Genomic DNA, 25,206 nt, shown 5'->3' on the forward strand with positions numbered 1-25,206 from the left:
TCCTCTTGGTTAAATTGTTTTTATGCTTCTAACGCCATTGCCAATAATTTATCTATATCCAAATGTTGCTCGCAGGCATCAGCCAAGCGTTCAAGCTGCTGCTCTCGGTGCTTTGCCAAGTCAAATGCATTTGCCTGCACTCGTCCATCGCTGGCCCATGCCAGTATCATATTGGCAGCATCAGGGGTATCAAACAGGCCATGTAAGTAGGTACCCACAATCTGATTATCATCAGATATAAAGCCATCTTGAGTAATATTGTGCGGATGATTGGTAAAGCGCATGAACGGCTGGTTAAAGGCCTTGCCTTCACTGACACCACAATGAATTTCATACCCTTTGATGGCAACAGGTATCTCTCCTAGTAAACACTCACCTGATACTTGAGTTAACGTTTTACTGCCTGTTAGCGTGGTCGAAAATTGGGCTAGGTTTAGAGCACTAATTTGTTTTGCCGAAGATTCGATGCCATCGGGATCGTAAATCGCTTGCCCCAACATCTGCAAACCTCCACAGATCCCCAACAACTTGCCACCAAAACGTAAATGCCGCATGATCTCTGCTTGCCAACTCTGTGCTTTAACAAAGGCCATGTCTCCTAATACATTTTTGCTACCCGGGACAATGATAAGGTCAGTTGGACCAATTTGCTCACCGTAACGCACATAGCGTAAGTCCACATTGGGGTGTAGTCGCAAGCTGTCAAAATCAGTGTGATTACTAATATGTGGCAAAAGCAACACACTCACTCGCAATTGTGCGTCTATCACATGGTTGTCTATTGTCACCGCATCCTCTGCATCCAGATTGAGTGAATGCAAATACGGCATCACCCCCAGTACAGGTTTGCCTGTATAAGCTTCAAGCCAGTCCAAACCTGATTGCAGCAACTCGATGTCACCTCGAAAGCGATTGATCACAAACCCTTGTACCAGTGCTTGCTCCTGTTCACTGAGTAACGCCAAAGTACCAACAAGGTGGGCAAACACCCCCCCTTTGTCGATGTCCGCAACAATGATAACTGGGCAATCAACTTCACAGGCAAAACCCATATTAGCAATATCATTCTCTCGTAAATTGATTTCTGCTGGACTGCCCGCCCCTTCCACTAATACCAACTCATATTGTGCTTCGAGTCGTTGGTGAGATTCTAATACAGCACCCATCGCAACTTTTTTATAGTCATGATATTTACCCGCTTCCATATTACTGATGGCTCGACCATGTATGATCACTTGCGCCCCAGTATCGCTGTTGGGCTTTAACAAGATGGGATTAAAATCTGTGCTCAACGCTAACTTTGCCGCAATTGCCTGCAAAGCTTGCGCTCTACCAATCTCTCCACCACAAGGAGTCACTGCACTATTGAGCGCCATGTTTTGCGGTTTAAATGGAGCAACCAGAATACCTTTGCGCGCAAACACACGACACAATCCTGCCACAAGCGTACTTTTACCTGCATCAGAGGTGGTCCCCTGTACCATGAGTGTTTTCGCCATTATTTTAGCCTCAACGCACAACCTGCCATGACAAATTCAACATGAGTCGCGATATTTGCAATGTCCTGATGCAACCAACCAGACTGGTCAACAAATTCACGGCTCAACTCTCCAACAGGAACAATTCCGTGACCCACTTCATTACTAACTAAGATCACATCAGCCAAGGTGATTTGTAAGGCTTCTAGCAGCTGCTGTTTCTTGTTCAAATATTCTTCTAGACCTTGTTCACATAGGCCATATGTCAACCACAGCGTTAAACAATCAATTAGTACACAACTGCGCTGAGGTTGCTCTATCAATCTCTCTGGCACTAACCAAGGTTCTTCAACAAGCAACCATTGCTCGTCTCGACGCGCTTGATGATGAGCAATACGGCTTCGCATCTCATTATCCTTGGCCAGTGCAGTGGCCAGATAAACAATCTGATCGACTTTGCCGCTGGCCAGCAGCGCCTTTGCCTTACGTTCAGCTAGAGCACTTTTTCCTGAGCGAGCGCCGCCTAATATCAGTTGAATCTCTTTGTTCATCGCCATACTAGTAAACACACCATATACACCACTACTTCTGCAAGTTGCTGAGCTGCTCCAAGACAATCCCCAGTGTAGCCTCCAAGTTGCCAGCGAAACCAACTGACGCATAAACGCCTTAGTAGCACTAAACAACCAATCAGAACCACACTGTGCCACAGGCTAAAAAAGTCAATGCCCCAGAAAACCAACAACACAGCCAGTGCGCAGCCATATAAACTCTCTCGCGCATTTTTTGATAAACTTTGTACCACAGGCTTAACCTTGCTTTGAGTATCCTGTTGTACATAGGGCAATAAACCAATTAAACTAGTCGCCATAGCTCGACTTAGGGAGTGCCCACAGATAAGCGCGATACATACCCAATACCAGTGCTCTGCTAAGCCAACCAACAATTGATACTTCAAAAGTAACAACAAACACAGGCTGGCAGCGCCGTAGGTGCCAAGTCGACTATCTTTCATAATGTTTAGCTTTTGCTCAACCGACCAGCCCCCACCAAAGCCATCCCATACATCCGCAAACCCATCTTCATGAAAAGCACCGGTGAGCAGTATTCCTGTTGCAAGCGTTAATATCACAGCTATTTCAACAAGAAAAATACTCTGTAATATGAGGTAGATAAACGCTAAAGCAAGGCCGATGAGTAGCCCTACCAAGGCAAAGTAACGACTCGCATGGTTCAGCAGTGCTTCATCCACTTCACCTTTAATAGACACCGGTAAACGGGTGAGAAATACGATAGCTAACAAAAATGCGGTTTTATTCACGCACTCACCACATCAGTTACCTGCGCCTGAGAAAAGCTGGCCATGTCGTTGTAAATTGCTAATGCGCTTTGCAATATAGGTAGGCACAGTGCCGCTCCTGTCCCTTCCCCTAACCTTAAACCTAAATTTAACAGCGGCTTGACCTGTAAATAGGTCAGCATTTTGGCATGCCCTTGCTCACCTGAATTATGAGCAAAAATCATGTAATCACGGCTAGCTGGTTCCATTTCAATCGTCAACATAGCAGCCGCTGTTGCGATAAAACCATCAACCACGATAGCTTTTTGCTGCTGAGCTGCCGCCAACATCGCGCCTACCATTTGGCAAATCTCGAACCCACCTAAGCAACGCAAAATATCTAGAGCGGTGTTTAACTGTGCGCTGTGAAATAGCAAAGCCTGCTCTATCAATCTGCGCTTTTTAGTATGAACATCGTCACTAACACCTGTACCTCTGCCGACAGTATGCTCAGGAGCAAGGCCACTTAATGCTGAAAAGATAGCCGCCGCTGAGCTGGTGTTGCCAATTCCCATCTCTCCAAATGCTAGCAAGTTACAGTTATAAGCCAGCTTAGTTTCAACCAATTGCTTGCCATAAGCTAAACCTTGCTCTAGCTGTTCGTCTGACATCGCCGCAGCAGTTGTAAAACTCGCGGTACGCCTGCCAAGACGCTGAGAAATAACGCCCAACTTTGGTTCCGGCGCATGTAAGATCCCACAATCAACCACACTGAGCTGCCAGTCAAACTGACGACACAAAACATTAATAGCCGAACCACCATTAGCGAAATTAGCGACCATTTGCCCTGTCACCTCACTGGGAGCGATAGATACCCCATGCGCTGCTATCCCATGGTCTCCTGCAAAAACGACTAATTGTGGATTATTGATAGCAAAGCGAGTAGTTGCGAATTGCTCCACATCCATGCGTTGAGAAAAGATCAAAACTAGCTGTCTAGCCAACACCTCTAAATCACCCAAAGCGCCTAGCGGCTTTGTTTTATCATCAATTCGATGTTGGATTTGCTCTGCAAGTTGCAGGTCCAAATTACGTACATTACTCATATCGCTTTCCTACATAGAAGCCGTTGCGCGCTTTCGTAACACCAACAAAGCTAAGAAAAACACGCTACCTATGGCCGCAGTGATCACGCCGACTGGCAGCTCTTGATTTTCAAGTACAGTGCGAGCAGCGATATCGACCCACAACATGAATAATCCCCCGCTCATTGTCGTGATCAGCAAACCTGCTGTGCTTGCTTGGGATACAAAAAATCGCACAATATGTGGGATCATTAGCCCCACAAACCCAACACCACCACACATAGCTACCAGTACAGCCGTCAGTAGCGAACTCAATACCAACATACCCAAGCGTAACTTAGTAACATTTACCCCTAGAGTTGTGGCACTTTCATCACCAAGTAGCATAGCATTGAGCGTTCTTCGAAATAGCAACATACAGCTTACACTCATGCAGACTACCACCGCCGGCAACCACAGTATTTGCCAATCAGCACGTGAAAAGCTGCCTAATGTCCAAAAGACAATGGCAGTCACCGCTTGTGGGTCACTCCAGTACAACAATAAACTAGTACACGCACTAAAAAGAAACGACAAAGCAACCCCAGCCAGTAGCATTGACTCTACTTGATTATTCAGTTGCGATTTGGCGATTAACAACAAAGCAGTCATCGCCAACAGGCTGCCTGCAAACGCTGCACCTGATAATACCAACCCAGCTTGCACTCCAGTGAGCGCAAATAGCAACACCACCCCAAATGATGCACCGGATGACACGCCAAATAAGTAGGGATCTGCCAAGGGGTTGCGCGTGACAGTTTGTAAAATAAGGCCAGCCATGGCTAATCCGCTGCCCACTAAAAATGCTAATATGGCTCGTGGTAAACGCAGCTCTATGACAATTTTCTGTTCTAAGTTTGTAGCATCGTAAGACACCAAAGCTTGCCAAATATCCGATAACTCAATGGCAATCGCCCCAAAACCCAGGGCTGACACAAAGCTCATCGACAGGAGCAGTAACAACCCTGATAGCACTAATTTACTCATTGAATATACCCATAGTGGTAGCGAATATGTGGCACTAGTGTCTGTTCATTATGAGCACTGGGTACCTGGGTAACCTTCGCACATACGCCAAATACGTCACTGAGTAACTCACTGGTAAGTACCTGAGAAGGCGCGCCCTGAGCTTTTAATTCGCCGTTGTGTAGTACCAACAAATGGTCCGATATAGCTGCTGCAAGATTCAAGTCATGAAAGGATGCCAGTACACTTACTCCGAGCGATTTTGCCAATTCCATGATCTGAATTTGATATTTCACATCTAGGTGGCTGGTTGGTTCGTCCATGATCAGTAATTGCGGCTGCTGTACCATCGCTCTGGCTATCATCACGCGCTGTTTCTCACCGCCAGATAATGAGCTGAACATCTGATTTGATTTATGCGTTAAACCAACCTTTTCAAGAGCAGTCGCTATTTCATATTTATCTTTATGATTCATAGATGAAAACAGAGGCTTGTGCGGGGTTAATCCCATAGCAATCACATCAAATACCGCTAGGTTAAATTGTTCAGGTACATCTTGTAGCACCACGGCAACTTGCTTTGCGTATTCTTGTCGTGAATAACTGTCTATTGGAGCATCAAGCAGCTTAATTTGTCCGCTCGTAGGCTTGATAAAACGATAGATGCATCTCAACAGGGATGACTTCCCGGCCCCATTGGGGCCAAGCAAGCCAACAAATTGTCCAGCTTGGATATTAAAGCTGACATCTTTGAGGATATAGGATTGATTCATTTGCAATCCAACTTGCTGGATATCCAACATGGAGTGAGTTGCTTGTACTAACTGATTCATGCTTACCTTAAAACACATAACCGCGAGTCGTAAGCACAAACAATAGCGCAGTCATGTAATGACATGAATGCTAAGAAGAGTATTATTGTATGTGACTCAAAGTACGCCCGCTATGAGTATGTCTGCTGGTCTTGGTATCTGACTTTGGCCACGAGTGTGCCTTCACAGTTGCGGGGACAGTTGAGTATTTGCAACTCATTCCCAAGATTTACCAACAAAGTTAGCCGTTATTATGCTGTCTAGACGTCTAAAATACAACTTTTGCCCAACCTTTATCCTGTTCATCGTAATAAACAGACACTTTGAGCACTTTGCCATACTCAATGTCTAACGCGCTAAACACAGACGGGTTGCTAATTGGTATCTGTAAAATATGTGCCGCCAACTGCTTTATCACTCCTGCATGTGTGAACACCACATTGTGCGGATTTCGGTTACTATGGAGTTGAAAGTGCCACCATTGCTCTACGCGCCTTCTGAACTCTAATAAAGACTCTCCGTTTGGAGGGGTATACAAATGTGGGGACTGCCAAAATTGACCTAGGGTTGGTTTATGGCTCAGTTGCCATAACGACTCATAAGACTGGCCATCCCAATCACCAAAATTCATTTCTTTGAGTGACGCATCTAGCTCAAACTGATAACCATGCAATTGTGCATAATGCTGAGCAAATTCTTTGCAACGTTTTAAAGGTGAGCTAAAAACTAATACCCCACTGGTGACTGATTCAACAGTATGGCTAAGCTGCTGCCAACCAAGTTTACTCAATGCAACATTACTGTGTCCGAGCAAATGTCCTGTTACTTGTGGCTGACCATGACGGATAAAGTACCAAGTTTGTTGCATATGCTCACCTGTCTCTACTACACCTAGTTGTGGTGATCAAAAATGCGAGCCTTAGCTCGCATTTTAAATAAAACCAAATACTTACAAAATTTGATTTTCTTTCCAAGCTTGCTCTTTTGCCAGACGCTTTTTGCGTCTGTCGCAAGGGTCATCACAATCGCAGGCCTTTTCAACACCTACAGCACCTAACCCACCACAGCTGCTAGCCATTGATTTCTTTTGTACTATCACGCCAACAGCCATTGCTGCTACAATCAAAATAAGTAAACCAAAGGTAAGTAAAAACAGTGACATGGTACTGGCCTCTAAAAGATAAAAGTTGGCTCACATTTGTAGAGCCGATGACGGTCTAAGACCAACTTATTATAACTCGCTTATTCCCTACTCACAAATAAGGTTTAAATGCATCGCTTGCATAAGTAACAAGACCTTGCTCCGATTTACTTATCAAGTAAACCGCCAACTGATGTTGCTCGGCATAGGCCTTGGCACGTTCAGTTCCCATCACCGTCAGCGCTGTAGCTAAGCCATCAGCCGTCATAGCGGATGGGTGTAATACTGTTACCGACACCAATTCATGTTTAACTGGCATACCCGTTGCTGGGTCAATCAAATGCGTAAAGGTTTCACCATCCATTTCATAAAAGATACGGTAGTCACCAGAGGTCGCAATACCCGTATTTCTCAACTTAAGCTCTCGATGTACTTGCCTTTGTCCTATAGGCGCATCCGGTTGCTCAATAGCAATGATCCAAGGTTTATCATTCGGTTTGCTTCCTGAAACACGCAGCTCTCCACCAATTTCAACCATGTAATTCTGAAGACCTAGTTGCTCTAACAAAGCTGCGACCTTATCGATACCAAACCCTTTAGCCGTCGCGGAAAATGAGACTTCCAAGCCATCTATTGTTTTCGCCAACCCCTGCTCACTAAGAAGCAATTTATCCACACCAATACGAGCGCGCATATCATCTAGCTGCGCTTGGCTGGGACGCTTCATCGGTCTTTTATCGGGTCCAAATCCCCATAGATCAATGAGTGGTCCCATGGTCACATCTAATGTTTCGGTCGACTTTCCAAGGCGAATAGATTCAGCCACCACAGTGCGAAAGTCTTCACTTATGGCCATAAACTCACCTTCTGAAAGCGCATTAAACTGATTAATCTCAGAGCCTTCAACCCATGGAGACATAGACTGATTTACCGCGATTAGTACATCATCGATTTGTTCTTTTAGCTGCTCTTTATTTAACTCAAGCGTACCCGGGAAAACCTTAATATTGTAGGTAGTGCCCATTGTTTTACCATTTATCACTATAGGTTGTGAGGCATTCGTTGAGTTGTTGTCACACCCACTTAAGATAAGTGTCAGCAAAATAATAATGGGTAAAAAAATACGTGCCATCTTCCTTCCTATCGTTCATCTAGTTATTCGCAAGCGCCATACACGTTTATCCCTACATACGCTGCATTCGCTCATTTATAAGCATTAAAAAGCCCCAAGACGAAGCGCCTTGGGGCTGATATTTTATCTCAAAACAGTGTTTTGGATCATGCTCTAAAAGCCTGACTAGCCACCAAAGTCATCTAGTAAGATGTTTTCGTCTTCAACGCCTAGGTCTTTAAGCATGTTGATTACTGCTGCGTTCATCATTGGAGGACCACACATGTAGAACTCACAATCTTCTGGCGCTTCATGATCTTTTAAGTAGTTTTCATAAAGTACATTATGGATGAAGCCAGTGTAACCTTCCCAGTTATCTTCTGGTTGCGGATCTGATAACGCGGTGTGCCATACGAAGTTGTCGTTCTCAGCGGCTAGGCCATCGAAGTCTTCAACGTAGAACATTTCACGCTTAGAACGTGCACCATACCAGAAAGACATCTTACGCTTAGAGTTAAGACGCTTAAGCTGGTCGAAAATATGTGAACGCATTGGTGCCATACCCGCACCACCACCAACGAATACCATTTCTGCGTCAGTATCTTTAGCGAAGAACTCACCAAATGGACCAGAAATTGTAACCTTATCACCTTCTTTAAGTGACCAAATGTACGACGACATTTTACCACAAGGCAGTGACAAGTTATTTGGCGGCGGAGTCGCAATACGTACGTTAAGCATAATAATGCCAAACTCTTCTGGGTAGTTAGCCATTGAGTATGCACGAATTGTTTCGTCATCCACTTTAGACTCAAGATTGAAGAAGCCAAAACGCTCCCAATCAGGACGGTACTCTTCAGGAATATCGTAGTCTGCATATTTAACATGATGAGGTGGCGCTTCAATCTGAATATAACCACCTGCACGGAACGGTACAGACTCACCATCAGGAATCGCAAGCTTAAGCTCTTTGATGAAAGTCGCCTTGTTATCATTAGAGATAACTGTACATTCCCATTTCTTAACACCGAAAATTGACTCTTCAAGTTCAATTTCCATGTCGTTTTTAACGTTCACCTGACACGCTAAACGACAGCCTTCACGTGCTTCACCTTTAGAGATGTGATCAAGTTCGGTAGGTAGAATATCACCACCACCTTCTTTGATATGTACGCGACACTGACCACATGAGCCACCGCCACCACACGCTGATGATACAAAGATACCCGCATCTGCTAAAGCGCCAAGTAATTTACTACCTGCAGATGTAGTGATCGCTTTATCTTCATCACCATTAATTCCAATTTTGATGTCACCGCTTGCTACTAACTTAGATTTAGCCGCAATAATAACTAAAACTAAGATAACAACGATAGCAATGAACATCCCTACGCCTAAATATACCTCAAGCATGATTTTTCCTCGCTACCTTACAGTGAAATACCAGAGAATGACATAAAGCCAAAGCCCATTAAACCTACCGTGATGAAGGTAATACCTAAACCACGAAGACCATCTGGAACGTCTGCATATTTCATTTTCTCACGGATACCAGCAAGCAATACGATTGCCAATGCCCAACCCACACCAGAACCAATACCAAATACCACTGACTCACCAAAGTTAAGGTTACGCTCAACCATGAATGAAACCGCACCAAAAATTGCACAGTTTACAGTGATAAGTGGTAAGAAGATGCCCAGCGCGTTATAAAGTGCAGGAAAGAACTTGTCTAATGCCATCTCAAGGATTTGTACCAATGCAGCGATTACACCGATAAAAGTCAAGAAGCGTAAGAAACTTAAGTCAGCTTCAGCAAATCCTAACCACTCTAAAGCACCCGGTGCCAATACCGCGTAATAAACGAGGTTGTTTACTGGTACAGCAACACCTAGTACGAAGATTACAGCAACACCAAGGCCTAGTGATGTGGTTACTTTCTTAGATACCGCTAGGAATGTACACATACCCAAGAAGAAAGATAAAGCTAAGTTTTCAACAAAAACCGCTTTAACGAATAAACTAATATATTGTTCCATCTCTCTCCCCTTATGCCTTCGCTTCTACTTGGTCTTTCTTGTATGTACGAAGTATCCAAATAAAGATACCCACCAAGAAGAACGAGCTGAATGGCATAATCAGTAGACCCATTGGGCGATACCAACCACCGTCAGAAACCAGTGGTAAGATTTCAACACCAAATAAAGTACCTGAACCAAATAGTTCACGAACGAAACCAACCGTTAGTAGTACCACCGAGTAACCTAAGCCGTTACCAATACCATCTAAGAAAGACATCACAGGTGGAGACTTCATAGCATAGGCTTCAGCTCGACCCATTACGATACAGTTGGTAATGATCAAACCGATGAATGTCGATAGCTCTTTAGCCGTTGAGTAAACAACCGCTTGCAACACCTGATCAACAACGATTACCAAAGAGGCAATGATGGTCATCTGCACAATGATACGCACACTCGAAGGAATGTGGTGACGCATCATAGAGATGAATAAGCTTGAAAATGCTGTTACCAATGTCAAAGCGATTGACATGATTAAAGCATTTTTAAGGCTTGATGTTACCGCCAATGCAGAACAAATACCTAATACCTGAAGGGCAATTGGGTTGTTTGCAAAGACAGGACCAAACAAGACTTCTTTCATTTCTTTAGTGTTAGCCATTAGTTCAATGCTCCTTTACGTACTTTCGCAAGGAATGGACCAAAGCCTTTATTGCTAGTCCAAAAATCAATCGTGTTATCCACACCGTTTGACGTCAAGGTAGCGCCTGACAAGCCATCAATCTTGTGCTCGTTGTTACCTGCAGTACCTTTAACGATATCAACCGGAAGCTGTTTACCATTCCACGTTGCTGTCCACTTAGGGTTTTGGATTTCGCCACCTAGACCCGCAGTTTCGTTGTGCTTATAGAACTGAATTGCTTTGATTGTTTGACCATCATCATCTAATGCTAAGAAGCCAAACATTACACCCCAAAGACCATAGCCTTGAATTGGCAAAATAACCGTAGACACCTGACCACTTTCATCTTTTGCAAGATAAACTGGTGAGTTATTGGTCATACGCTGAATGCCCGCTAAGTCATCTTCTTTTGGGATAGCAAAGCTACGATCTGCATCATATTTAGTGCTTTCGAAATCAAATGAACTGTGATCTACATCTACATATTCACCGGTTTTCATATCGATAACGCGAGGTTCGATGTTTGCCTTAAATGTTGCTTCAACATCTTGCACATCTTTAAAACCAGCAGCCGCAAGAATGTTGCGTTGAACGTCTTTAATTTTGTTAGCCTGTTGTAGTGGACGTAACTGAACCGAAGCAACAGATACTACGATCGCACATACCAAACACAGGCCAACAACAACGCCTAACGTTTTGCCAATAGATTCATTGTTACTAGACACGTGCTAATCTCCTCTTAACATTAGACTGCACAACAAAGTGGTCGAATAGTGGAGCAAACAAGTTAGCGAATAGAATTGCTAACATCATGCCTTCTGGGTATGCCGGGTTAACCACACGGATCAACACTACCATCACACCGATCAGTGCACCGTATGCAAACTTACCTTTATTAGTGAAAGACGCAGAAACCGGGTCAGTCGCCATAAAGAACATACCAAATGCAAAACCACCTACCACTAAATGCCAGTACCAAGGCATAGCAAACGCAGCGTTCGTGTCTGAACCTAAAGCATTGAACAAGCTTGCCATAGCAACCATACCTAGGAATACACCTAGCACGATACGCCATGAAGCAATACGAACATACATTAGGAAGAAGCCACCGATCATCAGTGCTAACGTAGAAGTTTCACCCATTGAACCTTGAATGAAACCGTAGAACGCATCCCACCAAAGAACCATGTTATTGAAATCTAAAGCACCTTGAGCAGCTTGACCTAAATAGGTTGCACCAGAGAATGAGTCAACTGCCGTCCATACTGTGTCACCTGAAATATTTGCAGGATAGGCAAAGAATAGGAATGCACGACCAGCAAGCGCAGGGTTTAAGAAGTTACGACCTGTACCACCAAATACTTCTTTTGCAACCACAACACCGAAGGTAATACCAAGAGCAGCTTGCCAAAGTGGAATTGTTGCAGGAAGAATTAACGAGAATAGTACCGATGTTACGAAGAAACCTTCGTTAACTTCGTGCTTACGGATTGATGCGAATAACACTTCCCAAAAACCACCAACAGCAAAAACTGTAGCGTAGATAGGTAAGTAGAAACATGCACCGTAGAACATCTTCGCGCCCCAACCAGCTTGTGCGGTTAACTCACCGCCAAGTGCTTGGAAAATAGCTACCTGCCAAGTGTTTGCAAGTTCAAAACCGTTGCCAAGTGCAATTGCCGCTTGGTGACCGATGTTGAACATACCAAAGAACATTGCAGGGAATGTTGCCATCCACACTAAAATCATAATACGTTTTAGGTCGATGTTGTCACGTACGTGAGTAGCACCTTTGTTTACATAACCCGGTGTGTAGAAAATGGTAGCGACTGCTTCGTACAACGCATACCACTTTTCGTGTTTACCACCAGGTTCAAAGTGAGGTTCAATGTCTTCTAAAAATTTCTTTAAGGCCATTTTTAACCTTCCTTCTCGATAGTAGTCAGGCAATCGCGCAGGATTGAACCGTACTCATACTTGCCAGGACATACGAAGGTACATAGTGCTAAATCTTCTTCATCCAGCTCCAATGCGCCTAACGCAATCGCACTATCCAAATCACGTGCAATCAAATCACGTAATAATGGTGTTGGTAAGATATCGAGTGGCATAACACGCTCATAGTTACCGATTGGTACCATCGCACGCTTAGAACCGCCCGTTGAGGTAGTCATTTTAAATAAACGACTTGGTGCTAAGTGTGAAATAAATGTACGTGTTACTGAGAACTTGTCACTACCAGGTGTGATCCAGCCAAACAGCTCTTTCTCACGACCTTCAAGTAATACAGATACTTGAACATGGTAACGACCTAGGAAAGCATGAGGGCCAGTTGCTGTTTTACCAGCTAACACAGAGCCAGAAATGACTCGGTTATCACCGTCTTCAAGCTCGCCTGCTACTAAATCTGTTAGCGACGCACCTAGTTGAGTTCTAACTAAACGTGGGTTCTTAACACGAGGACCAGCTAGTGATACCACACGCTCAGCGTTAATTTCGCCAGTTAAGAATAACTGACCATACGCTATCACGTCTTGATATCCTAGATGCCATACCTGCTTGTTCGCAGATACTGGGTCCAAGTGGTGAATGTGAGTACCCACTAAGCCTGCTGGATGCACACCTGCAAATTCATGCACTTCTACCTGAGAAAGTGATGAGCTTGGCACCTTGCTACCTGCTTGCTTACAAACGAATACTTTGCCGTCAGTTAAACATGACACTACCGCAAGACCTGCTTCAAATGCTTCCACATTTTCAGCAATAATCACAGCAGGGTCAGCAGCTAACGGATTTGTATCGATCGCAGTTACAAAGATAGAACTTGGTGTTGCATCAATTGCAGCTACTTTGCTAAAAGGACGTGCTCTTAGCGCAGGCCATTGACCTGATTCAACAAGCACTTCTTTCACTTTGTCACGCTCTAAGCCACTTAATTCGGTAGCAGAGAACTTGTCAAAAGTGATTTGCTCGTTGCCTTGTACTTCAATCACGACGGATTGCAGTACACGCTTAGCACCACGGTTGATTTCTTTAACTACACCAGCAGCTGGTGCAGTAAACTTGACGCCAGGATTCTTTTTGTCTTCAAAAAGAACTTGGCCTTTCTTGACTTGGTCATCCACACGAACATGCATGGTAGGACGCATACCAATAAACTCTTCGCCAAGCACAGCAACTCGTTTGACGGCAGAACCATCATGAATCACTTGCTGAGGCGCGCCCTCTATGGGTAAGTCCAGACCTTTTTTTATGTTGATCATACGCACTTGCATTACATTAACGGAAAGAAATTGAAAAATCTTTAGTTACCACGGCGCTTATTGCCTCATATCAAGTCAGTATCAAAGAGCCACTTGAACAAGTATCGAACAAGCATCGTAGTTGTATTCTCATATATTTCTGTGATTTTAACATTAATCACTCAAACTATGCGAGTGGAATTACAAAATTAATATGCCTTTCATCGGCTTTGCTACGAGCATTGAGAGCAGTATAGACTAAAGTAGCACAATAGAAAGTTTGTTCCCTTAGAGGTGTACAATTGACTTATTTAAGCGCTCTTAGCCTAGTTTGGTCATTACACAGCACCATCCAACAAGCTAAATGTAGCCACACGCAAAGACCACTCTTTATATTGAGTTAGTACCTAACAATTAAACTATTTCGTTCTCTAACGAGCTCACTATTTGCTTTGTAGCTTGAGAAAAATTTCCCATGGGCCATGAGTTCAACATCAACAAGCACTCCAAACCGGGAAAAATAAATGAGAGATAAACGAGCGATAGGAGGCCTATTGGCAACTTCACTCATTTGTGACTAAACCTGATTCGGCATGATTAAGCACTACGAACGTAGCTGACAATCCGAAAAAGGGCGCAATAAAAAACGGCTAATCAACCATCAAAACTAATGGTCAGCTTAGCCGCTTAGCCTAAAATCTATAGACTTATGTTGCTTAAATCAGATTGTTGATTGCAACATCAGGATTAACGTCTTGATCATAATCAATTTCATCGATACCAAAACCGAACAAGCGGAGGAATTCATTGTGATAACCAACGTAGTCCGTCAACTCATCAATAGTTTCTGTTGATACCGTATCCCAAATGTGCTGCACACGTGCCTGAACATCGTCTTCAAGCTCTTTGTAGTTTTGGAATAAATGACCGCCGTCATCAAAGCGTGGCGTTTCACCATAGAGGTTTTCACGAAATAACGCGTTTATTTGCTCGATAGTGCCTTCATAGGTACCGTCAGCTTTCATGACTTTGAATAGCGCAGAGATATACAACGGCATAATCGGGATTGCCGAACTTGCTTGTGTTACAACCGCATTTAAAGATGACACATACGCTTCACCGCTTAATGAAGCAGTAGACTCTTTGATTGCCGCAGTCGCTCGGTCTAAATCTTCTTTTGCTTTACCAATGGTTGCATGACCATAGATAGGCCAAGTAAGCTCTTTACCAATGTAGGTGTAGGCCGTGGTTTTGAAGTTGTCAGCTAACACGTCAGCTGCTTTTAATGCTTCAATCCACAGTTCCCAATCTTCACCACCCATCACTTTCACGGTGTTGGCTATTTCATCTTCATTTGCCGCCTCTACTGTGACTTCATCAATTTCACGCTTAGAGGTATTTAAGTTTTTAGTAGTGATATCACCACCAATTGGCTTAAGTGTTGAAGAATAAACTTCACCTGTTTTAGGGTCAGTACGACGGGGTGAAGCCAAGCTATAAATGACAAGGTCTACTTTTCCCATTTCAGCTTTAATTGTTTCAACGGTCTTTGCTTTGATTTCATCTGAAAAAGCATCACCATTAATATTTTTAGACCACAACCCTGCTTCATCAGCCGCTTGCTGGAAAGCCGCAGTATTATACCAACCTGCCGAAGCTGTTTTACGCTCAGAGCCTTCTTTTTCAAAAAAGATACCTAACGTTTTGGCACCAGCACCGAACGCAGCAGTGATACGTGAAGCAAGACCATAGCCTGTTGATGCACCGATCACTAATACATTTTTAGGGCCATTAGTAACTTGACCTTGTGCTTTAACGTAAGCAATTTGCTCTTTTACATGCGCTGCACAGCCTTGAGGGTGTGCGTTGGTACAAATAAAACCACGAATTTTCGGTTTAACGACCATAATTAATCCTATAATTTTTCAAAAACTGTCATAGTTTAATGGTTGATCAGACAAATACAGGTCTGATCAGCTAGTTATCTAACTTAGAACCACCTAAACAACCCGGTGAGTCTGGTATTTGACCTGCTTTTTCACTGTATTCATCAGGCGTGTATGCATGAATGGACAAAGCATGAATATGATTCGCCAACTCCCGCTGCAAAACCTCATTCACTTTACGATGGCGCTGTAGCAGACGTTTACCAACAAATTCTTCACTCACCACCACAACTTTAAAGTGAGATTCTTCGCCACGGCTATGCATATGACTTTCGTTTACAATATTGAGGTGTTTACAGCTAATTGCCGCCGCCAATTTATCGTAGATTTGCGCTTGCATCGACATGCTAACCCCTTAATTCGAATTTATTTATGGCCGATACTATACGCTTTTGTTGACGCTTGACCAACCGTTCTGAAGGTTAAATTAATTCTCCCGCCAGATACCTTCGCTTGCGCAGGTAGAGCATGTTGATATAACTGTTGACTGCCACCATGCATCACAAGCGCACTGCCACTTTGCAGCAAAACTTGGTGCTGTTGCCCTGTTATCTTATTTTTTATCTTAAACTTACGCGATGCACCCAAAGAAATAGAAACAATACATGGCTGACTACCAAGTTCAGCTTCGTCGTCGCTATGCCAGCCCATTTTATCCTGACCATCTCGATACCAGTTGGCTAGTAGCGCATTAAATTCATAGCCATAAGTGCGCTGTAAACGACGTCGCATTGCCAGCAGAGGTTCAGGCCAAGGTGCGTTATTTAGTGCTTGTTTTGAATAGCTATAGACCACACCATCGTCAGCAATGAAGCATTGCATACGTGGAATAAGGTGATGTTTACCAAAGACCTGGATACGTGGCTGCTGCCACTCTAGCTGCTCACAAAGATAATCATACAAGGCGATACTTTTCTCTAGACTTATCACGGCGGGGTAATAATCAAAACCCGCGGGTAAGAGCTGTTCAGGCTGAGACGATGTCATGATACTATTCACCTATTCGATACATGTTTCTTTATATTATGACAACAGATGCGTTATTAGGTGGCCACCCCCTAACCTTACACCGTTTTCCTTTAGAACAAAAAAACCGCAGTCTGCAAGCATGGGATGCGGCCGACGAATACCTCATCGATTATGTGCTGGAGCATCATAACCAAGCCAAACGTATTTTGGTACTCAATGACAGCTTTGGTGCTTTAACATGCGCGTTAAAGGTAATCGACGCAGAGCGACAGGTGGTTAACGTGAGCGACTCATTCATCGCTCATCAAGCAAGTCAATATAACTTGGTTGAAAACCACTTAGACACTACCCATGTTAGTTATTTGGATAGTCTCAGCGCGCTACCAAGTGACATAGATTTAGTGTTATTAAAAATTCCCAAAAATGCAGGTTTTTTGGCTCATCAATTATCTTTGCTCAGTCATTTACCAGCCAGCATAAAAGTCATTGCAGCAGGTAAAGCAAAAGAAATCCATACCTCTACCTTAAAGAGCTTTAGTCATTTTTTAAGTGAGCCAACAACCAGTTTGGCTGTAAAAAAATCACGGCTAATTTTCAGTGAAACAACGGCAAAACCTGTGGCGAGCAAATTTCCCGTGTCTTGGCCTTTAGAAAAAACAGAGTTTGTTTTAAGTAACCATGCCAACGTGTTTTCAAGAGACTCTTTAGATATCGGTGCCCGGTTCTTTATGAACTACCTGCCACAAGGTAAAAAGCCACTCAAAGTGATTGATTTAGGCTGTGGTAATGGCGTGATAGGCTTACTGACCTTAAATAATATGCCAAATGCACAGCTCACCTTTGTAGATGAGTCAGCTATGGCTGTAGCCAGTGCAAAAGACAATATCAGCCAAAATCTACCAGAAGCGTTAAGCCGTTGTCTGTTTATACAAAACGACTGCCTCAGTGATTTCACCCCAGGTTCAGCTGACCTAGTGTTATGTAATCCTCCATTTCACCAAGCACAAGCCATCACGGACCATATTGCTTGGCAGATGTTCGTACAGGCCAAGCATGTCTTGAAAAAGGGCGGCGAGCTGAGAATTATCGGTAATCGCCACCTTGATTACCAAGACAAACTCAATCGTCTATTTGGGAACTGTAAAGTCATTGGAAACAATAAAAAGTTTACCGTGCTTAGTACAATAAGAAGAGGTTAACGAATGAAACTACTTTTTGCTGTCTCGCTAATTTTTCTGGTCAGTTGTGCAAGCTCACCTAAGAAAGTGATACTTAATCCAAGCTATTCATCTGGTGCAATTAGCAACATTCAGGCTTCCGTTCATGTTACTGTTGCAGATAACAGAATTAGTAATTTCACAATACGTGTACAGGATCAGGAGCCAGCTCTTTATCTGCCCGATGCAAATGTTCCTATTATTGTTGAAAATGTATTCAAACAGGCTTTACTGGCCAATGGTAGCTCTGTTTCAGCAATAGCAAAAAACAAACTGGTATTACACATTACCGAGTTTTCGAGCCTCATCACCGAGTCGCTTAGCAAACATCATAGTGTTGCCAATGCTCGCTTTAAGATTGAAGTGACGCAAGGAAGCAGACACTTTGAAAAAAGCTACAGCGCAAAGTCAGAACTTAACGGACCGCTAAGACACGATCAGGCTAAAATCGAATCTCAACTCAATGACTTGACTGAAATGCTAATCACTCGCATTGTATCAGACCAAGCACTCATTCATTTCTTACAGGGATCATAATGAAAAATATCATCGTTTTTTTATCATGCTTGTTATTTTCACTGACAAGCGCAGCTATGAACAAAGAAGGTAGCTTTGTTCAAAAAGACAATTTATTCCCTCGCGTCAAACTGTCGACTAGCCTAGGCGATATCGTTATCGAACTTGACCGTTCACGTGCCCCCATAACAGTGAATAACTTTTTGACCTACGTGGTCAATGGCGACTACAAAGGCTCGGTTTTTCATCGTGTCGAACGCGATGAAGTGAACGAAACCGACTTTGTGATCCAAGGTGGCGGGTACGATAAGGAATACGATGGTATGTTTGAACGTGCGCCTATTTTTAATGAAAGTGGTAATGGCTTGAAAAATGATATGTATACAGTTGCAATGGCATATCAGGATAACAAGCCACACTCAGGTACTCGTCAGTTTTTTTTCAATATGAATGATAATGACCACCTAAATCCAGGTCGAGACTGGGGCTTCGCTGTATTTGGCAGCGTTGTAGAGGGTTATGAAACACTGGATAAAATAATGCAAGTAGAGACAGGTTATAACAGTAAACTGGGCTATACCTTTATCCCTAAAACCCCTGTGATTATCTTTGATGCAAGTGTGTTAAAAGCACAGCCTCTTTAATTCGACAAGGAAGTATATGATCCTCAAGGCCAGTTTGCGGGAGTACCTAAGCTACTATAAAGACAAACGCTTAGTGACCATTTTTATGTTGGGGATCAGTAGTGGCTTCCCATGGGTATTAATTGGCTCTGTGATGTCAGCCTGGCTCAAAGATGAGGGCCTCAGCCGCAGCATGATAGGTTTATTTGGTCTTGTATTTGCCGCCTATACAATTAACTTCCTGTGGTCACCACTTTTAGACAGGATCAAATTGCCCATCCTAGAGCGCTTGCTAGGACAGCGACGTAGCTGGATTTTGCTGTGCCAATGTATCACCGCAACAGCCGCTCTTGCTATGTCCACTGTGGTACTAAAAGAGCAATTGTTTCTAGCCGCGCTACTTTGCTTCATCATTGCATTAGCATCCGCGACCCATGATATCGCTATTGATGCGTTTCGTATCGATTCACTCCCAGAAGAAGAAAGTGAAAAAGCAACCGCTGCTGCTGCTATGGCAACATCGGGATGGTGGACAGGATATGCACTGCTAGGTGCTATGCCTTTCTTTCTTGCTGACCTACCTAGCTTCGACTGGCCACATATTTATATTTTCCTCGCCTCAATCATGTTGATGCTGGTCATTGTGACCTTATTTGCAAAAGAGCCAGAATCTAATCGTGACGTCGTACAAGCACAGTTAGAACAAGCCTATCAAGACAAATTAATAGAGTTAGCGCCCGGAAAGCTTAGCCAGCTTACAGCTTGGCTTGCGGTTACCCTGATTGAACCATTTAGAAGCTTTTTTAGAAAAAATGGTGTTAAAACAGCGATAGCACTGTTGGCGTTTGTCTTTTTGTTCAAAATTGGAGAGTCATTTCTGGCGCGTATGTCGATTGTCTTCTACAAAGAGATAGGTTTTAGTAACAGTCAGATAGCACAATACTCTAAGCTAGGTTCAGGTGTCATTACCATAATATTTGCCTTTTTAGGCAGTATTTTTAATCACCGCTATGGGATAGTAAAAGGCTTATTTATAAGTGGTGTCGCTATGGCTGCATCAAATTTGATGTTCTCCTGGATAGCCATAGCCGGTCCTAAAGAACATTTATACGCCATGGCTATCGTGGTAGATGGATTCACTCAAGCTTGGTCATTAGTTGCCATGGTTGCTTTTATTTCCATGCTCTGCGACAGAGCGTTTAGCGCAACCCATTATGCTCTTTTAGCATCCTTAAGTAGTTTGGGTAGAACTGTGCTTTCAAGTTACAGTGGGGTGGTTATTGACGATTGGTTGGCGGGAAATTGGGCGTTATTTTTCGCGTTAACAGCGTTGATGGTAACACCATCACTGGCATTTTTGTTCTTTATTAGACACAAGCTATACGCTATAGAAGCATCTTATCACTCAAGAGGAAACACTAAGAAGGAGGTGTAGACAGTATTGCAGTGAAATTGAACTGAGAGGAAAAGATTAAGGTGCAAATCCCTGCACCTATCGAAATGAACTGTTACAGCTCATCTTTTAATAAATGAAGACCTTCATATGGGTCTACTTCTAATGCTTCACAGTAACGTAAAAACTCAATTACATCCAAGCGACGCTCTTGATTTTCAATTTTACCGATGAATGAATGCGGCGTACCTAAAACTTGAGCAAGGCTACGCATTGTGTGGCCTTTCTCATGACGCTTTGATTTAAGCCATTTTGTTAGCTTACCGTTCTCTTCAGAAGAAACCGTTTTTCCCATCATATTAAACATCTCCTACTAGATGATATTAATAAAATCTCAAACGAAATATGCCCGTCTCGCTTGAGGTGTTGTATTGTATACCATAATGAACGCCAAGTATTTACTCTTTGTTCCTATGTACCAAATTAGGTATAGACTATAATTCTTTTAACACCTAATTAAAACTTCAGTTATGAAAAACTTTTTGCTTAAGTGTTCAGCCCCCCTAACTTTAACAAAAATTTTATAAAATGTACCACTTTTAATAATAAAATATTTTTCTTTTAAAAATATGGGGTTACGTATAATATTAACATATTAACTATAATGTAGGCTGAATATAAATGATCAGATTGCTGTTTTTGTTACCAATTTTACTGTGTATAGCGTGGTATTGCTTTTTACGCACTAATGGTGTGCCAATTAAAAAAGGAAAGCGTGGATTTATGTATATATTGGCATTCAGTACCTTTGTATTAGGTTTTTTTGTTTTAATGATTCAAGTCACAAAAAATACATAAAAAAAGCCACTACAATGAGTGGCTTTTAAATCGAATAAAATTTAAACGCTGAAGCTTGCACCACAACCACAAGTTGTAGTGGCATTAGGGTTGTTTACAAAAAAGCGAGCACCCTCTAAGCCTTCAGTGTAATCAACTACACCATCGATCAGGTATTGAATACTCATTGGGTCAACCACCATGGTCACACCATTTTTTTCAATTTCCAGATCACCTGGATTGGTTTTTTCATCAAATGTAAAACCATACTGAAAACCAGAGCAGCCACCGCCCGTCACATAAACACGTAACTTAAGGTTTGAATTTTCTTCTTCCTCAATCAACTCTTTTACTCTGTTCGCTGCTGCGTCGCTAAATTGAATAGGTAACTGTTCAGACATATCGGCTCGACCTTTATACATTCTATGGGGCGATTATCTAATACCCGAGTATTTTAATCAAGTATAGTTATTTCTTTAAAGAAGTAGTGGGAGTGCACTAAAGCATAGAACTTTATATGTGATGAACAAGGACGATATGACATTTTTTTGTTAGACTTAAGTCCTTATTATGACTTGGAATTCGAACATGTCGCTGGATACTCTCAGGCGTCGTCTTGCTAAACCTAAAACTTCTGTACAGTTATGCTTACTTGGTGTCGCTGCCGGGTTGCTGGCGGCTATCCTGATCATTCTTTTTCGTTTGACCATTGCTAGCGTACAAGGGTTATTTTTAGAGACGTCTGAAGATTTTTCAACGCTTGCAGAACATCAGCGTGTTATTCTCCCTGTTGTTGCTGCATTAATGATCGCTGTATTTGCAGATTTAACAGGTTTCAAACATTACCGCTTAGGCATTCCTTTTGTTATCCATAGAATAAAGCACCACTACGGACAAATGCCTATTTGGAATACAGCAAATCAGTTTTTTGGTGGTGCCGTTGCGTTGATCTGCGGTTTTTCTGTTGGCCGAGAAGGCCCTTCGGTTCACATGGGTGCAACTGGCGCAAGCATTTTAGCTGAGCGTCTTCACTTACCTCTCAATTCAGCCAGAACACTTGCCGGATGTGGTGTTGCTGCTGGTATTGCAGCTTCCTTTAATACTCCACTCGCCGCTGTTATTTTTGTCATGGAAGTGGTTTTACGTGAATATAAAGTCCACATTTTCGTACCGATTATGTTGGCTGCAGTCACTGGGGCTCTGGCCACGCAATTTGTTTTCGGTAATGACAGTGAACTTGCACTAATCAGTATTAATACCTTAAGCTTTTGGCATTACCCATACCTTATCCTGTGCGGTGTAGTCCTCGGTGCTATTGCTTTTAGTTTTAATCAAAATTTGATGCTCATAATCAAAACTTTCAACCCTGTCAGCATGTTTCCCCGACTGATGTTAGCGGGTCTTATCGCTGGGTTCATTGGCTATCTTGTCCCAGAAGCTATGGGCTCAGGCATGAGTGCGATACGTTTAGCTGTTGAAGCTCCAGACAATATGCAGCTTTTGACTACAGTATTAATTGCCAAACTACTCGCCACTTTATTTGCTATTGGACTTGGGATCCCTGGAGGTCTGATAGGCCCAGTTATTGGGTTAGGGGTTATAATGGGAACATTAATGTCTTTTTTTGCACAATACATCTCTCCTGGAGTCGATGTAAGTGGTACATATGGTGTTTTAGGTATGGCTGGGTTATTAGCAGCAACTTTACATGCACCGCTGGCTGCACTAACTGCTGTAATGGAATTAACCTCCAACCCAAAAATCATTGTGCCAGCGATGCTCGTGATCTCTGCAGCATACATCACTGCACTACAAGTATTTGGAAATCGCTCTATCTTTTTGCAGCAGCTCGACTTTCAAGGGTTACCCTATCAGGTATCTCCTGCCAGTGAAGCGCTGCAAAAAGTCGGGATCATGGAAGAAATGGATGAAAACTTTAAACTGCTTTATTCCGATGATAAAGAGCAGATTAAAGACACCTTATCAGCGGTTAATAGCCAAACGCCGCTTATCGTTTTTGATGAACAAAATGGCTACCGTCTGGCAGAATATGATCTCAGCTTGATGAGTGACCAAAGCATGAGTATTTCATATATTCCATTACAAGGGCTCAGTAGCCAAGCTACTTTGTCTGATGCTTTTGATATCTTAAAAGATAAACGCAGTGGCGCCGTATACATTTACAGCCAAAAAGACAACAAACAAATTATGGGACTGCTGCGTTGGGACCAAATTCGCCATATTCTCACTATTCGTAACAGCTTACTTTAACGAGGACGTTATGAGCGCATTACTTATTTATAAAGCTCTGCATATATTTTTTATGATTGCCTGGTTTGCAGGTATTTTTTATGTTCCCCGCCTGTTTGTATACCATGCTATGACCGAGGAGAAATCCTGTAGTGCCATGTTAAAGATCATGGAACGCCGCTTGTTATATTTTGTGACGCCATTTGCTCTGTTCACCTTAGTGTTTGGCGTACTTACTATTGTTGAATATGGCCGTGATTGGTTTCGCCACAGCATGTGGCTGCACTACAAGCTGGTACTTGTGATCATTCTTTATATTTATCACGGTTATTGTTTTAAGCTACTGAGCGATTTTAAACATGATAGAAACCAAAGAAGTGATCGTTTCTATCGTTACTTTAATGAGTTTCCAGTCCTACTTTTATTAGCAATTGTTCTGCTCGCAATACTCAAACCTAATCTATAACTATGCTATGATAGCGCGCCAAATAACCGCGATGTTATGTGCGCGTTATCACGGTTGGGTTGTATGTGACATTCAACCCATTGTTTATGTGTGATTAGGAACCGCCCCATGTTAAGTTTCCAAGGTGAAAATATTCTTTCTGTCAACCAGTTAGACAGAGAAGCTATAGAGCATATCTTTACTGTTGCCAAAAAAATGGAACCTTACGCGAAAAAGCATAAGCGAACTCGCGTACTCGAAGGAGCCATTTTGGCTAATTTGTTCTTTGAGCCAAGCACGCGCACGCGCGTAAGTTTTGGTACTGCATTTAACTTATTAGGTGGAATTGTACGTGAAACCACTGGAATGCAAAGCTCAGCATTGGCAAAAGGTGAATCCCTATATGATACAGCACGAGTAATTTCGGCGTACGCAGACGCCGTTGCCATGCGTCACCCTGATGCAGGCTCAGTTAGCGAATTCGCCACAGGTTCAGATGTACCAGTTATCAATGGCGGCGACGGCCCTAATGAGCACCCAACTCAAGCCTTGCTGGATCTATTAACAATCGAGCGTGAACTGAGCCGTTTTGACAACAGTATTGATGGCATGCACATCGCTTTGGTAGGAGATCTTAAGTATGGTCGTACCGTGCACTCGCTCTCGAAGTTACTTTGTCATTACAAAGATATCCGCTTCACTATGGTAGCGCCCGACGGTTTACAAATGCCTGACTACATTTTGGACAGCGTAAGTAATGCAGGTCATAAAATTGAGTTAGTCTCTCAAATGGAAGGCAACCTAGCAGCCGACATCGTATATCAAACACGTATTCAAGAAGAGCGCTTTCCTTCGCAAGAAGAAGCCAACAAATATCGCGGTGGCTTTAGAATTAGCCAGGCTATTTATAACGCTCACTGTAAACCCAGTTCTGTATTAATGCACCCTTTGCCACGCGATAGTCGCCTAGATGCTAACGAACTGGATAACGATCTAAATAGTAATGATAACCTAGCCATTTTCCGCCAAGTACAAAACGGCGTACTTATTCGTATGGCTCTGTTTGCATTGACCCTAGGGGTCGAAAATCAGGTTGAAAAGTATGAAGCTGACGTACCTTGGTTTAGCCGCAAACGAAACAGTTAACTAATAGG

At 42.9% G+C, this 25,206-nt stretch carries 27 protein-coding genes and 1 riboswitch; of the genes, 7 read left to right on the forward strand and 20 right to left on the reverse strand.

What is annotated here, in order from left to right; all coding sequences use genetic code 11:
* Positions 1-20: 20 nt before the first annotated feature.
* The 18 genes from BIW53_RS00895 to BIW53_RS00980 all read right to left on the reverse strand — a co-directional run bounded on the left by BIW53_RS00895 (position 21) and on the right by BIW53_RS00980 (position 16,789).
* A complete protein-coding gene (locus BIW53_RS00895; protein WP_070989746.1) occupies positions 21-1,499 on the reverse strand; it encodes a cobyric acid synthase in 1,479 nt (492 codons plus the stop codon).
* A complete protein-coding gene (cobU, locus tag BIW53_RS00900; protein ID WP_070989937.1) occupies positions 1,499-2,029 on the reverse strand; it encodes a bifunctional adenosylcobinamide kinase/adenosylcobinamide-phosphate guanylyltransferase in 531 nt (176 codons plus the stop codon). Before cobU ends, BIW53_RS00895 begins: the two co-directional genes overlap by 1 nt.
* Positions 2,026-2,799, reverse strand: coding sequence for an adenosylcobinamide-GDP ribazoletransferase (locus BIW53_RS00905; protein ID WP_070989748.1), 774 nt, complete (start codon positions 2,797-2,799; stop codon positions 2,026-2,028). The genes cobU and BIW53_RS00905 overlap by 4 nt, the downstream gene beginning before the upstream one ends.
* Positions 2,796-3,863 (reverse strand): nicotinate-nucleotide--dimethylbenzimidazole phosphoribosyltransferase, encoded by a 1,068-nt coding sequence (gene cobT / locus BIW53_RS00910; protein WP_070989749.1) that lies wholly within the window; start codon positions 3,861-3,863, stop codon positions 2,796-2,798. Before cobT ends, BIW53_RS00905 begins: the two co-directional genes overlap by 4 nt.
* A 9-nt stretch (positions 3,864-3,872) precedes the next feature.
* The gene (locus tag BIW53_RS00915; protein WP_070989751.1) at positions 3,873-4,868 is read right to left on the reverse strand and encodes a FecCD family ABC transporter permease; all 996 of its coding nucleotides are present in this window, start codon (positions 4,866-4,868) and stop codon (positions 3,873-3,875) included.
* Positions 4,865-5,680 carry an ABC transporter ATP-binding protein gene (locus BIW53_RS00920; RefSeq protein ID WP_070989753.1) on the reverse strand — a complete coding sequence of 272 codons (816 nt, stop codon included), beginning with the start codon at positions 5,678-5,680 and terminating at the stop codon, positions 4,865-4,867. Before BIW53_RS00920 ends, BIW53_RS00915 begins: the two co-directional genes overlap by 4 nt.
* A 110-nt stretch (positions 5,681-5,790) precedes the next feature.
* Positions 5,791-5,911, reverse strand: a riboswitch (cobalamin riboswitch).
* Between the two features lie 16 nt (positions 5,912-5,927).
* On the reverse strand, positions 5,928-6,527 hold the full coding sequence (locus tag BIW53_RS00925; protein ID WP_070989755.1) for a histidine phosphatase family protein: 600 nt from the start codon (positions 6,525-6,527) through the stop codon (positions 5,928-5,930).
* Positions 6,528-6,608: 81 nt separating this feature from the next.
* On the reverse strand, positions 6,609-6,821 hold the full coding sequence (gene nqrM / locus BIW53_RS00930) for a (Na+)-NQR maturation NqrM (RefSeq protein WP_070989757.1): 213 nt from the start codon (positions 6,819-6,821) through the stop codon (positions 6,609-6,611).
* A gap of 91 nt (positions 6,822-6,912) precedes the next feature.
* Positions 6,913-7,932, reverse strand: coding sequence for an FAD:protein FMN transferase (locus BIW53_RS00935; protein WP_070989759.1), 1,020 nt, complete (start codon positions 7,930-7,932; stop codon positions 6,913-6,915).
* A 165-nt stretch (positions 7,933-8,097) separates the two neighbouring features.
* On the reverse strand, positions 8,098-9,324 hold the full coding sequence (gene nqrF, locus BIW53_RS00940; RefSeq protein WP_070989761.1) for an NADH:ubiquinone reductase (Na(+)-transporting) subunit F: 1,227 nt from the start codon (positions 9,322-9,324) through the stop codon (positions 8,098-8,100).
* 17 nt (positions 9,325-9,341) lie between these two features.
* Positions 9,342-9,950: an NADH:ubiquinone reductase (Na(+)-transporting) subunit E gene (gene nqrE, locus BIW53_RS00945; protein ID WP_070983820.1), complete on the reverse strand. Its 609-nt coding sequence runs from the start codon at positions 9,948-9,950 to the stop codon at positions 9,342-9,344.
* Positions 9,951-9,960: 10 nt separating this feature from the next.
* Positions 9,961-10,593 (reverse strand): NADH:ubiquinone reductase (Na(+)-transporting) subunit D, encoded by a 633-nt coding sequence (locus BIW53_RS00950; protein WP_070989763.1) that lies wholly within the window; start codon positions 10,591-10,593, stop codon positions 9,961-9,963.
* Positions 10,593-11,339: a Na(+)-translocating NADH-quinone reductase subunit C gene (locus BIW53_RS00955; protein WP_070989765.1), complete on the reverse strand. Its 747-nt coding sequence runs from the start codon at positions 11,337-11,339 to the stop codon at positions 10,593-10,595. Before BIW53_RS00955 ends, BIW53_RS00950 begins: the two co-directional genes overlap by 1 nt.
* Complete coding sequence (locus tag BIW53_RS00960) at positions 11,332-12,531, reverse strand: NADH:ubiquinone reductase (Na(+)-transporting) subunit B (protein ID WP_070989767.1); 1,200 nt, start codon at positions 12,529-12,531, stop codon at positions 11,332-11,334. The genes BIW53_RS00955 and BIW53_RS00960 overlap by 8 nt, the downstream gene beginning before the upstream one ends.
* Before the next feature lie 2 nt (positions 12,532-12,533).
* Entirely contained in the window at positions 12,534-13,877 is a 1,344-nt protein-coding gene (locus BIW53_RS00965) for a Na(+)-translocating NADH-quinone reductase subunit A (RefSeq protein WP_070989939.1), read from the reverse strand.
* A 695-nt stretch (positions 13,878-14,572) separates the two neighbouring features.
* Positions 14,573-15,763, reverse strand: a complete 1,191-nt coding sequence (gene fabV, locus BIW53_RS00970; RefSeq protein WP_070989769.1) for an enoyl-ACP reductase FabV — start codon at positions 15,761-15,763, stop codon at positions 14,573-14,575.
* A gap of 70 nt (positions 15,764-15,833) precedes the next feature.
* On the reverse strand, positions 15,834-16,148 hold the full coding sequence (locus BIW53_RS00975; RefSeq protein WP_070989771.1) for a BolA family protein: 315 nt from the start codon (positions 16,146-16,148) through the stop codon (positions 15,834-15,836).
* A 20-nt stretch (positions 16,149-16,168) separates the two neighbouring features.
* Complete coding sequence (locus tag BIW53_RS00980) at positions 16,169-16,789, reverse strand: alpha-ketoglutarate-dependent dioxygenase AlkB family protein (protein WP_070989773.1); 621 nt, start codon at positions 16,787-16,789, stop codon at positions 16,169-16,171.
* Positions 16,790-16,827: 38 nt separating this feature from the next.
* On the opposite strand from BIW53_RS00980, the gene BIW53_RS00985 reads away from it, so the two are divergent.
* From BIW53_RS00985 to BIW53_RS01000, 4 genes are read left to right on the forward strand one after another with little or no spacing between them, the layout of a single operon-like run.
* Positions 16,828-17,970: a methyltransferase gene (locus BIW53_RS00985; protein ID WP_070989941.1), complete on the forward strand. Its 1,143-nt coding sequence runs from the start codon at positions 16,828-16,830 to the stop codon at positions 17,968-17,970.
* A gap of 3 nt (positions 17,971-17,973) precedes the next feature.
* Entirely contained in the window at positions 17,974-18,525 is a 552-nt protein-coding gene (locus tag BIW53_RS00990) for a YajG family lipoprotein (RefSeq protein WP_070989775.1), read from the forward strand.
* Positions 18,525-19,148 (forward strand): peptidylprolyl isomerase, encoded by a 624-nt coding sequence (locus BIW53_RS00995; protein WP_070989777.1) that lies wholly within the window; start codon positions 18,525-18,527, stop codon positions 19,146-19,148. The genes BIW53_RS00990 and BIW53_RS00995 overlap by 1 nt, the downstream gene beginning before the upstream one ends.
* 16 nt (positions 19,149-19,164) lie before the next feature.
* On the forward strand, positions 19,165-20,562 hold the full coding sequence (locus BIW53_RS01000; RefSeq protein ID WP_070989779.1) for an AmpG family muropeptide MFS transporter: 1,398 nt from the start codon (positions 19,165-19,167) through the stop codon (positions 20,560-20,562).
* 73 nt (positions 20,563-20,635) lie between these two features.
* Here the strand turns inward: BIW53_RS01000 and BIW53_RS01005 are convergent, their stop codons facing one another.
* On the reverse strand, positions 20,636-20,878 hold the full coding sequence (locus BIW53_RS01005; protein ID WP_070989781.1) for a helix-turn-helix domain-containing protein: 243 nt from the start codon (positions 20,876-20,878) through the stop codon (positions 20,636-20,638).
* Between the two features lie 541 nt (positions 20,879-21,419).
* A complete protein-coding gene (erpA, locus tag BIW53_RS01010) occupies positions 21,420-21,758 on the reverse strand; it encodes an iron-sulfur cluster insertion protein ErpA (protein ID WP_070989783.1) in 339 nt (112 codons plus the stop codon).
* A 187-nt stretch (positions 21,759-21,945) separates the two neighbouring features.
* Here erpA and BIW53_RS01015 point away from each other — a divergent pair, with 187 nt between their 5' ends.
* From BIW53_RS01015 to BIW53_RS01025, 3 genes are all read left to right on the forward strand, one after another.
* Positions 21,946-23,628, forward strand: a complete 1,683-nt coding sequence (locus BIW53_RS01015; protein WP_070989784.1) for a chloride channel protein — start codon at positions 21,946-21,948, stop codon at positions 23,626-23,628.
* Positions 23,629-23,638: 10 nt separating this feature from the next.
* Entirely contained in the window at positions 23,639-24,073 is a 435-nt protein-coding gene (locus BIW53_RS01020; RefSeq protein ID WP_070989786.1) for a CopD family protein, read from the forward strand.
* A 108-nt stretch (positions 24,074-24,181) separates the two neighbouring features.
* Positions 24,182-25,198 carry an aspartate carbamoyltransferase gene (locus tag BIW53_RS01025; RefSeq protein WP_070989787.1) on the forward strand — a complete coding sequence of 339 codons (1,017 nt, stop codon included), beginning with the start codon at positions 24,182-24,184 and terminating at the stop codon, positions 25,196-25,198.
* Positions 25,199-25,206 lie beyond the last annotated feature (8 nt).

It is taken from the genome of Pseudoalteromonas byunsanensis (genome assembly GCF_001854475.1).
Taxonomy (GTDB): domain Bacteria; phylum Pseudomonadota; class Gammaproteobacteria; order Enterobacterales; family Alteromonadaceae; genus Pseudoalteromonas; species Pseudoalteromonas byunsanensis.

Excerpts from the sequence above, each read along its gene's own strand:
- cobU (WP_070989937.1), bottom strand. The coding sequence starts at position 2,029 with ATGAACAAAGAGATTCAACTGATATTAGGCGGCGCTCGCTCAGGAAAA.
- erpA (WP_070989783.1), bottom strand. The coding sequence starts at position 21,758 with ATGTCTGAACAGTTACCTATTCAATTTAGCGACGCAGCAGCGAACAGA.
- BIW53_RS01000 (WP_070989779.1), top strand. The coding sequence starts at position 19,165 with ATGATCCTCAAGGCCAGTTTGCGGGAGTACCTAAGCTACTATAAAGAC.
- BIW53_RS00935 (WP_070989759.1), bottom strand. The coding sequence starts at position 7,932 with ATGGCACGTATTTTTTTACCCATTATTATTTTGCTGACACTTATCTTA.
- BIW53_RS00915 (WP_070989751.1), bottom strand. The coding sequence starts at position 4,868 with ATGAGTAAATTAGTGCTATCAGGGTTGTTACTGCTCCTGTCGATGAGC.
- BIW53_RS00960 (WP_070989767.1), bottom strand. The coding sequence starts at position 12,531 with ATGGCCTTAAAGAAATTTTTAGAAGACATTGAACCTCACTTTGAACCT.
- fabV (WP_070989769.1), bottom strand. The coding sequence starts at position 15,763 with ATGGTCGTTAAACCGAAAATTCGTGGTTTTATTTGTACCAACGCACAC.
- BIW53_RS00975 (WP_070989771.1), bottom strand. The coding sequence starts at position 16,148 with ATGTCGATGCAAGCGCAAATCTACGATAAATTGGCGGCGGCAATTAGC.
- nqrE (WP_070983820.1), bottom strand. The coding sequence starts at position 9,950 with ATGGAACAATATATTAGTTTATTCGTTAAAGCGGTTTTTGTTGAAAAC.
- BIW53_RS01005 (WP_070989781.1), bottom strand. The coding sequence starts at position 20,878 with ATGATGGGAAAAACGGTTTCTTCTGAAGAGAACGGTAAGCTAACAAAA.
- BIW53_RS00990 (WP_070989775.1), top strand. The coding sequence starts at position 17,974 with ATGAAACTACTTTTTGCTGTCTCGCTAATTTTTCTGGTCAGTTGTGCA.
- BIW53_RS01025 (WP_070989787.1), top strand. The coding sequence starts at position 24,182 with ATGTTAAGTTTCCAAGGTGAAAATATTCTTTCTGTCAACCAGTTAGAC.
- BIW53_RS00925 (WP_070989755.1), bottom strand. The coding sequence starts at position 6,527 with ATGCAACAAACTTGGTACTTTATCCGTCATGGTCAGCCACAAGTAACA.
- BIW53_RS00950 (WP_070989763.1), bottom strand. The coding sequence starts at position 10,593 with ATGGCTAACACTAAAGAAATGAAAGAAGTCTTGTTTGGTCCTGTCTTT.
- BIW53_RS00980 (WP_070989773.1), bottom strand. The coding sequence starts at position 16,789 with ATGACATCGTCTCAGCCTGAACAGCTCTTACCCGCGGGTTTTGATTAT.
- BIW53_RS00965 (WP_070989939.1), bottom strand. The coding sequence starts at position 13,877 with ATGATCAACATAAAAAAAGGTCTGGACTTACCCATAGAGGGCGCGCCT.
- cobT (WP_070989749.1), bottom strand. The coding sequence starts at position 3,863 with ATGAGTAATGTACGTAATTTGGACCTGCAACTTGCAGAGCAAATCCAA.
- nqrF (WP_070989761.1), bottom strand. The coding sequence starts at position 9,324 with ATGCTTGAGGTATATTTAGGCGTAGGGATGTTCATTGCTATCGTTGTT.
- BIW53_RS01015 (WP_070989784.1), top strand. The coding sequence starts at position 21,946 with ATGTCGCTGGATACTCTCAGGCGTCGTCTTGCTAAACCTAAAACTTCT.
- BIW53_RS00920 (WP_070989753.1), bottom strand. The coding sequence starts at position 5,680 with ATGAATCAGTTAGTACAAGCAACTCACTCCATGTTGGATATCCAGCAA.
- BIW53_RS00895 (WP_070989746.1), bottom strand. The coding sequence starts at position 1,499 with ATGGCGAAAACACTCATGGTACAGGGGACCACCTCTGATGCAGGTAAA.
- nqrM (WP_070989757.1), bottom strand. The coding sequence starts at position 6,821 with ATGTCACTGTTTTTACTTACCTTTGGTTTACTTATTTTGATTGTAGCA.
- BIW53_RS00995 (WP_070989777.1), top strand. The coding sequence starts at position 18,525 with ATGAAAAATATCATCGTTTTTTTATCATGCTTGTTATTTTCACTGACA.
- BIW53_RS01020 (WP_070989786.1), top strand. The coding sequence starts at position 23,639 with ATGAGCGCATTACTTATTTATAAAGCTCTGCATATATTTTTTATGATT.
- BIW53_RS00985 (WP_070989941.1), top strand. The coding sequence starts at position 16,828 with ATGACAACAGATGCGTTATTAGGTGGCCACCCCCTAACCTTACACCGT.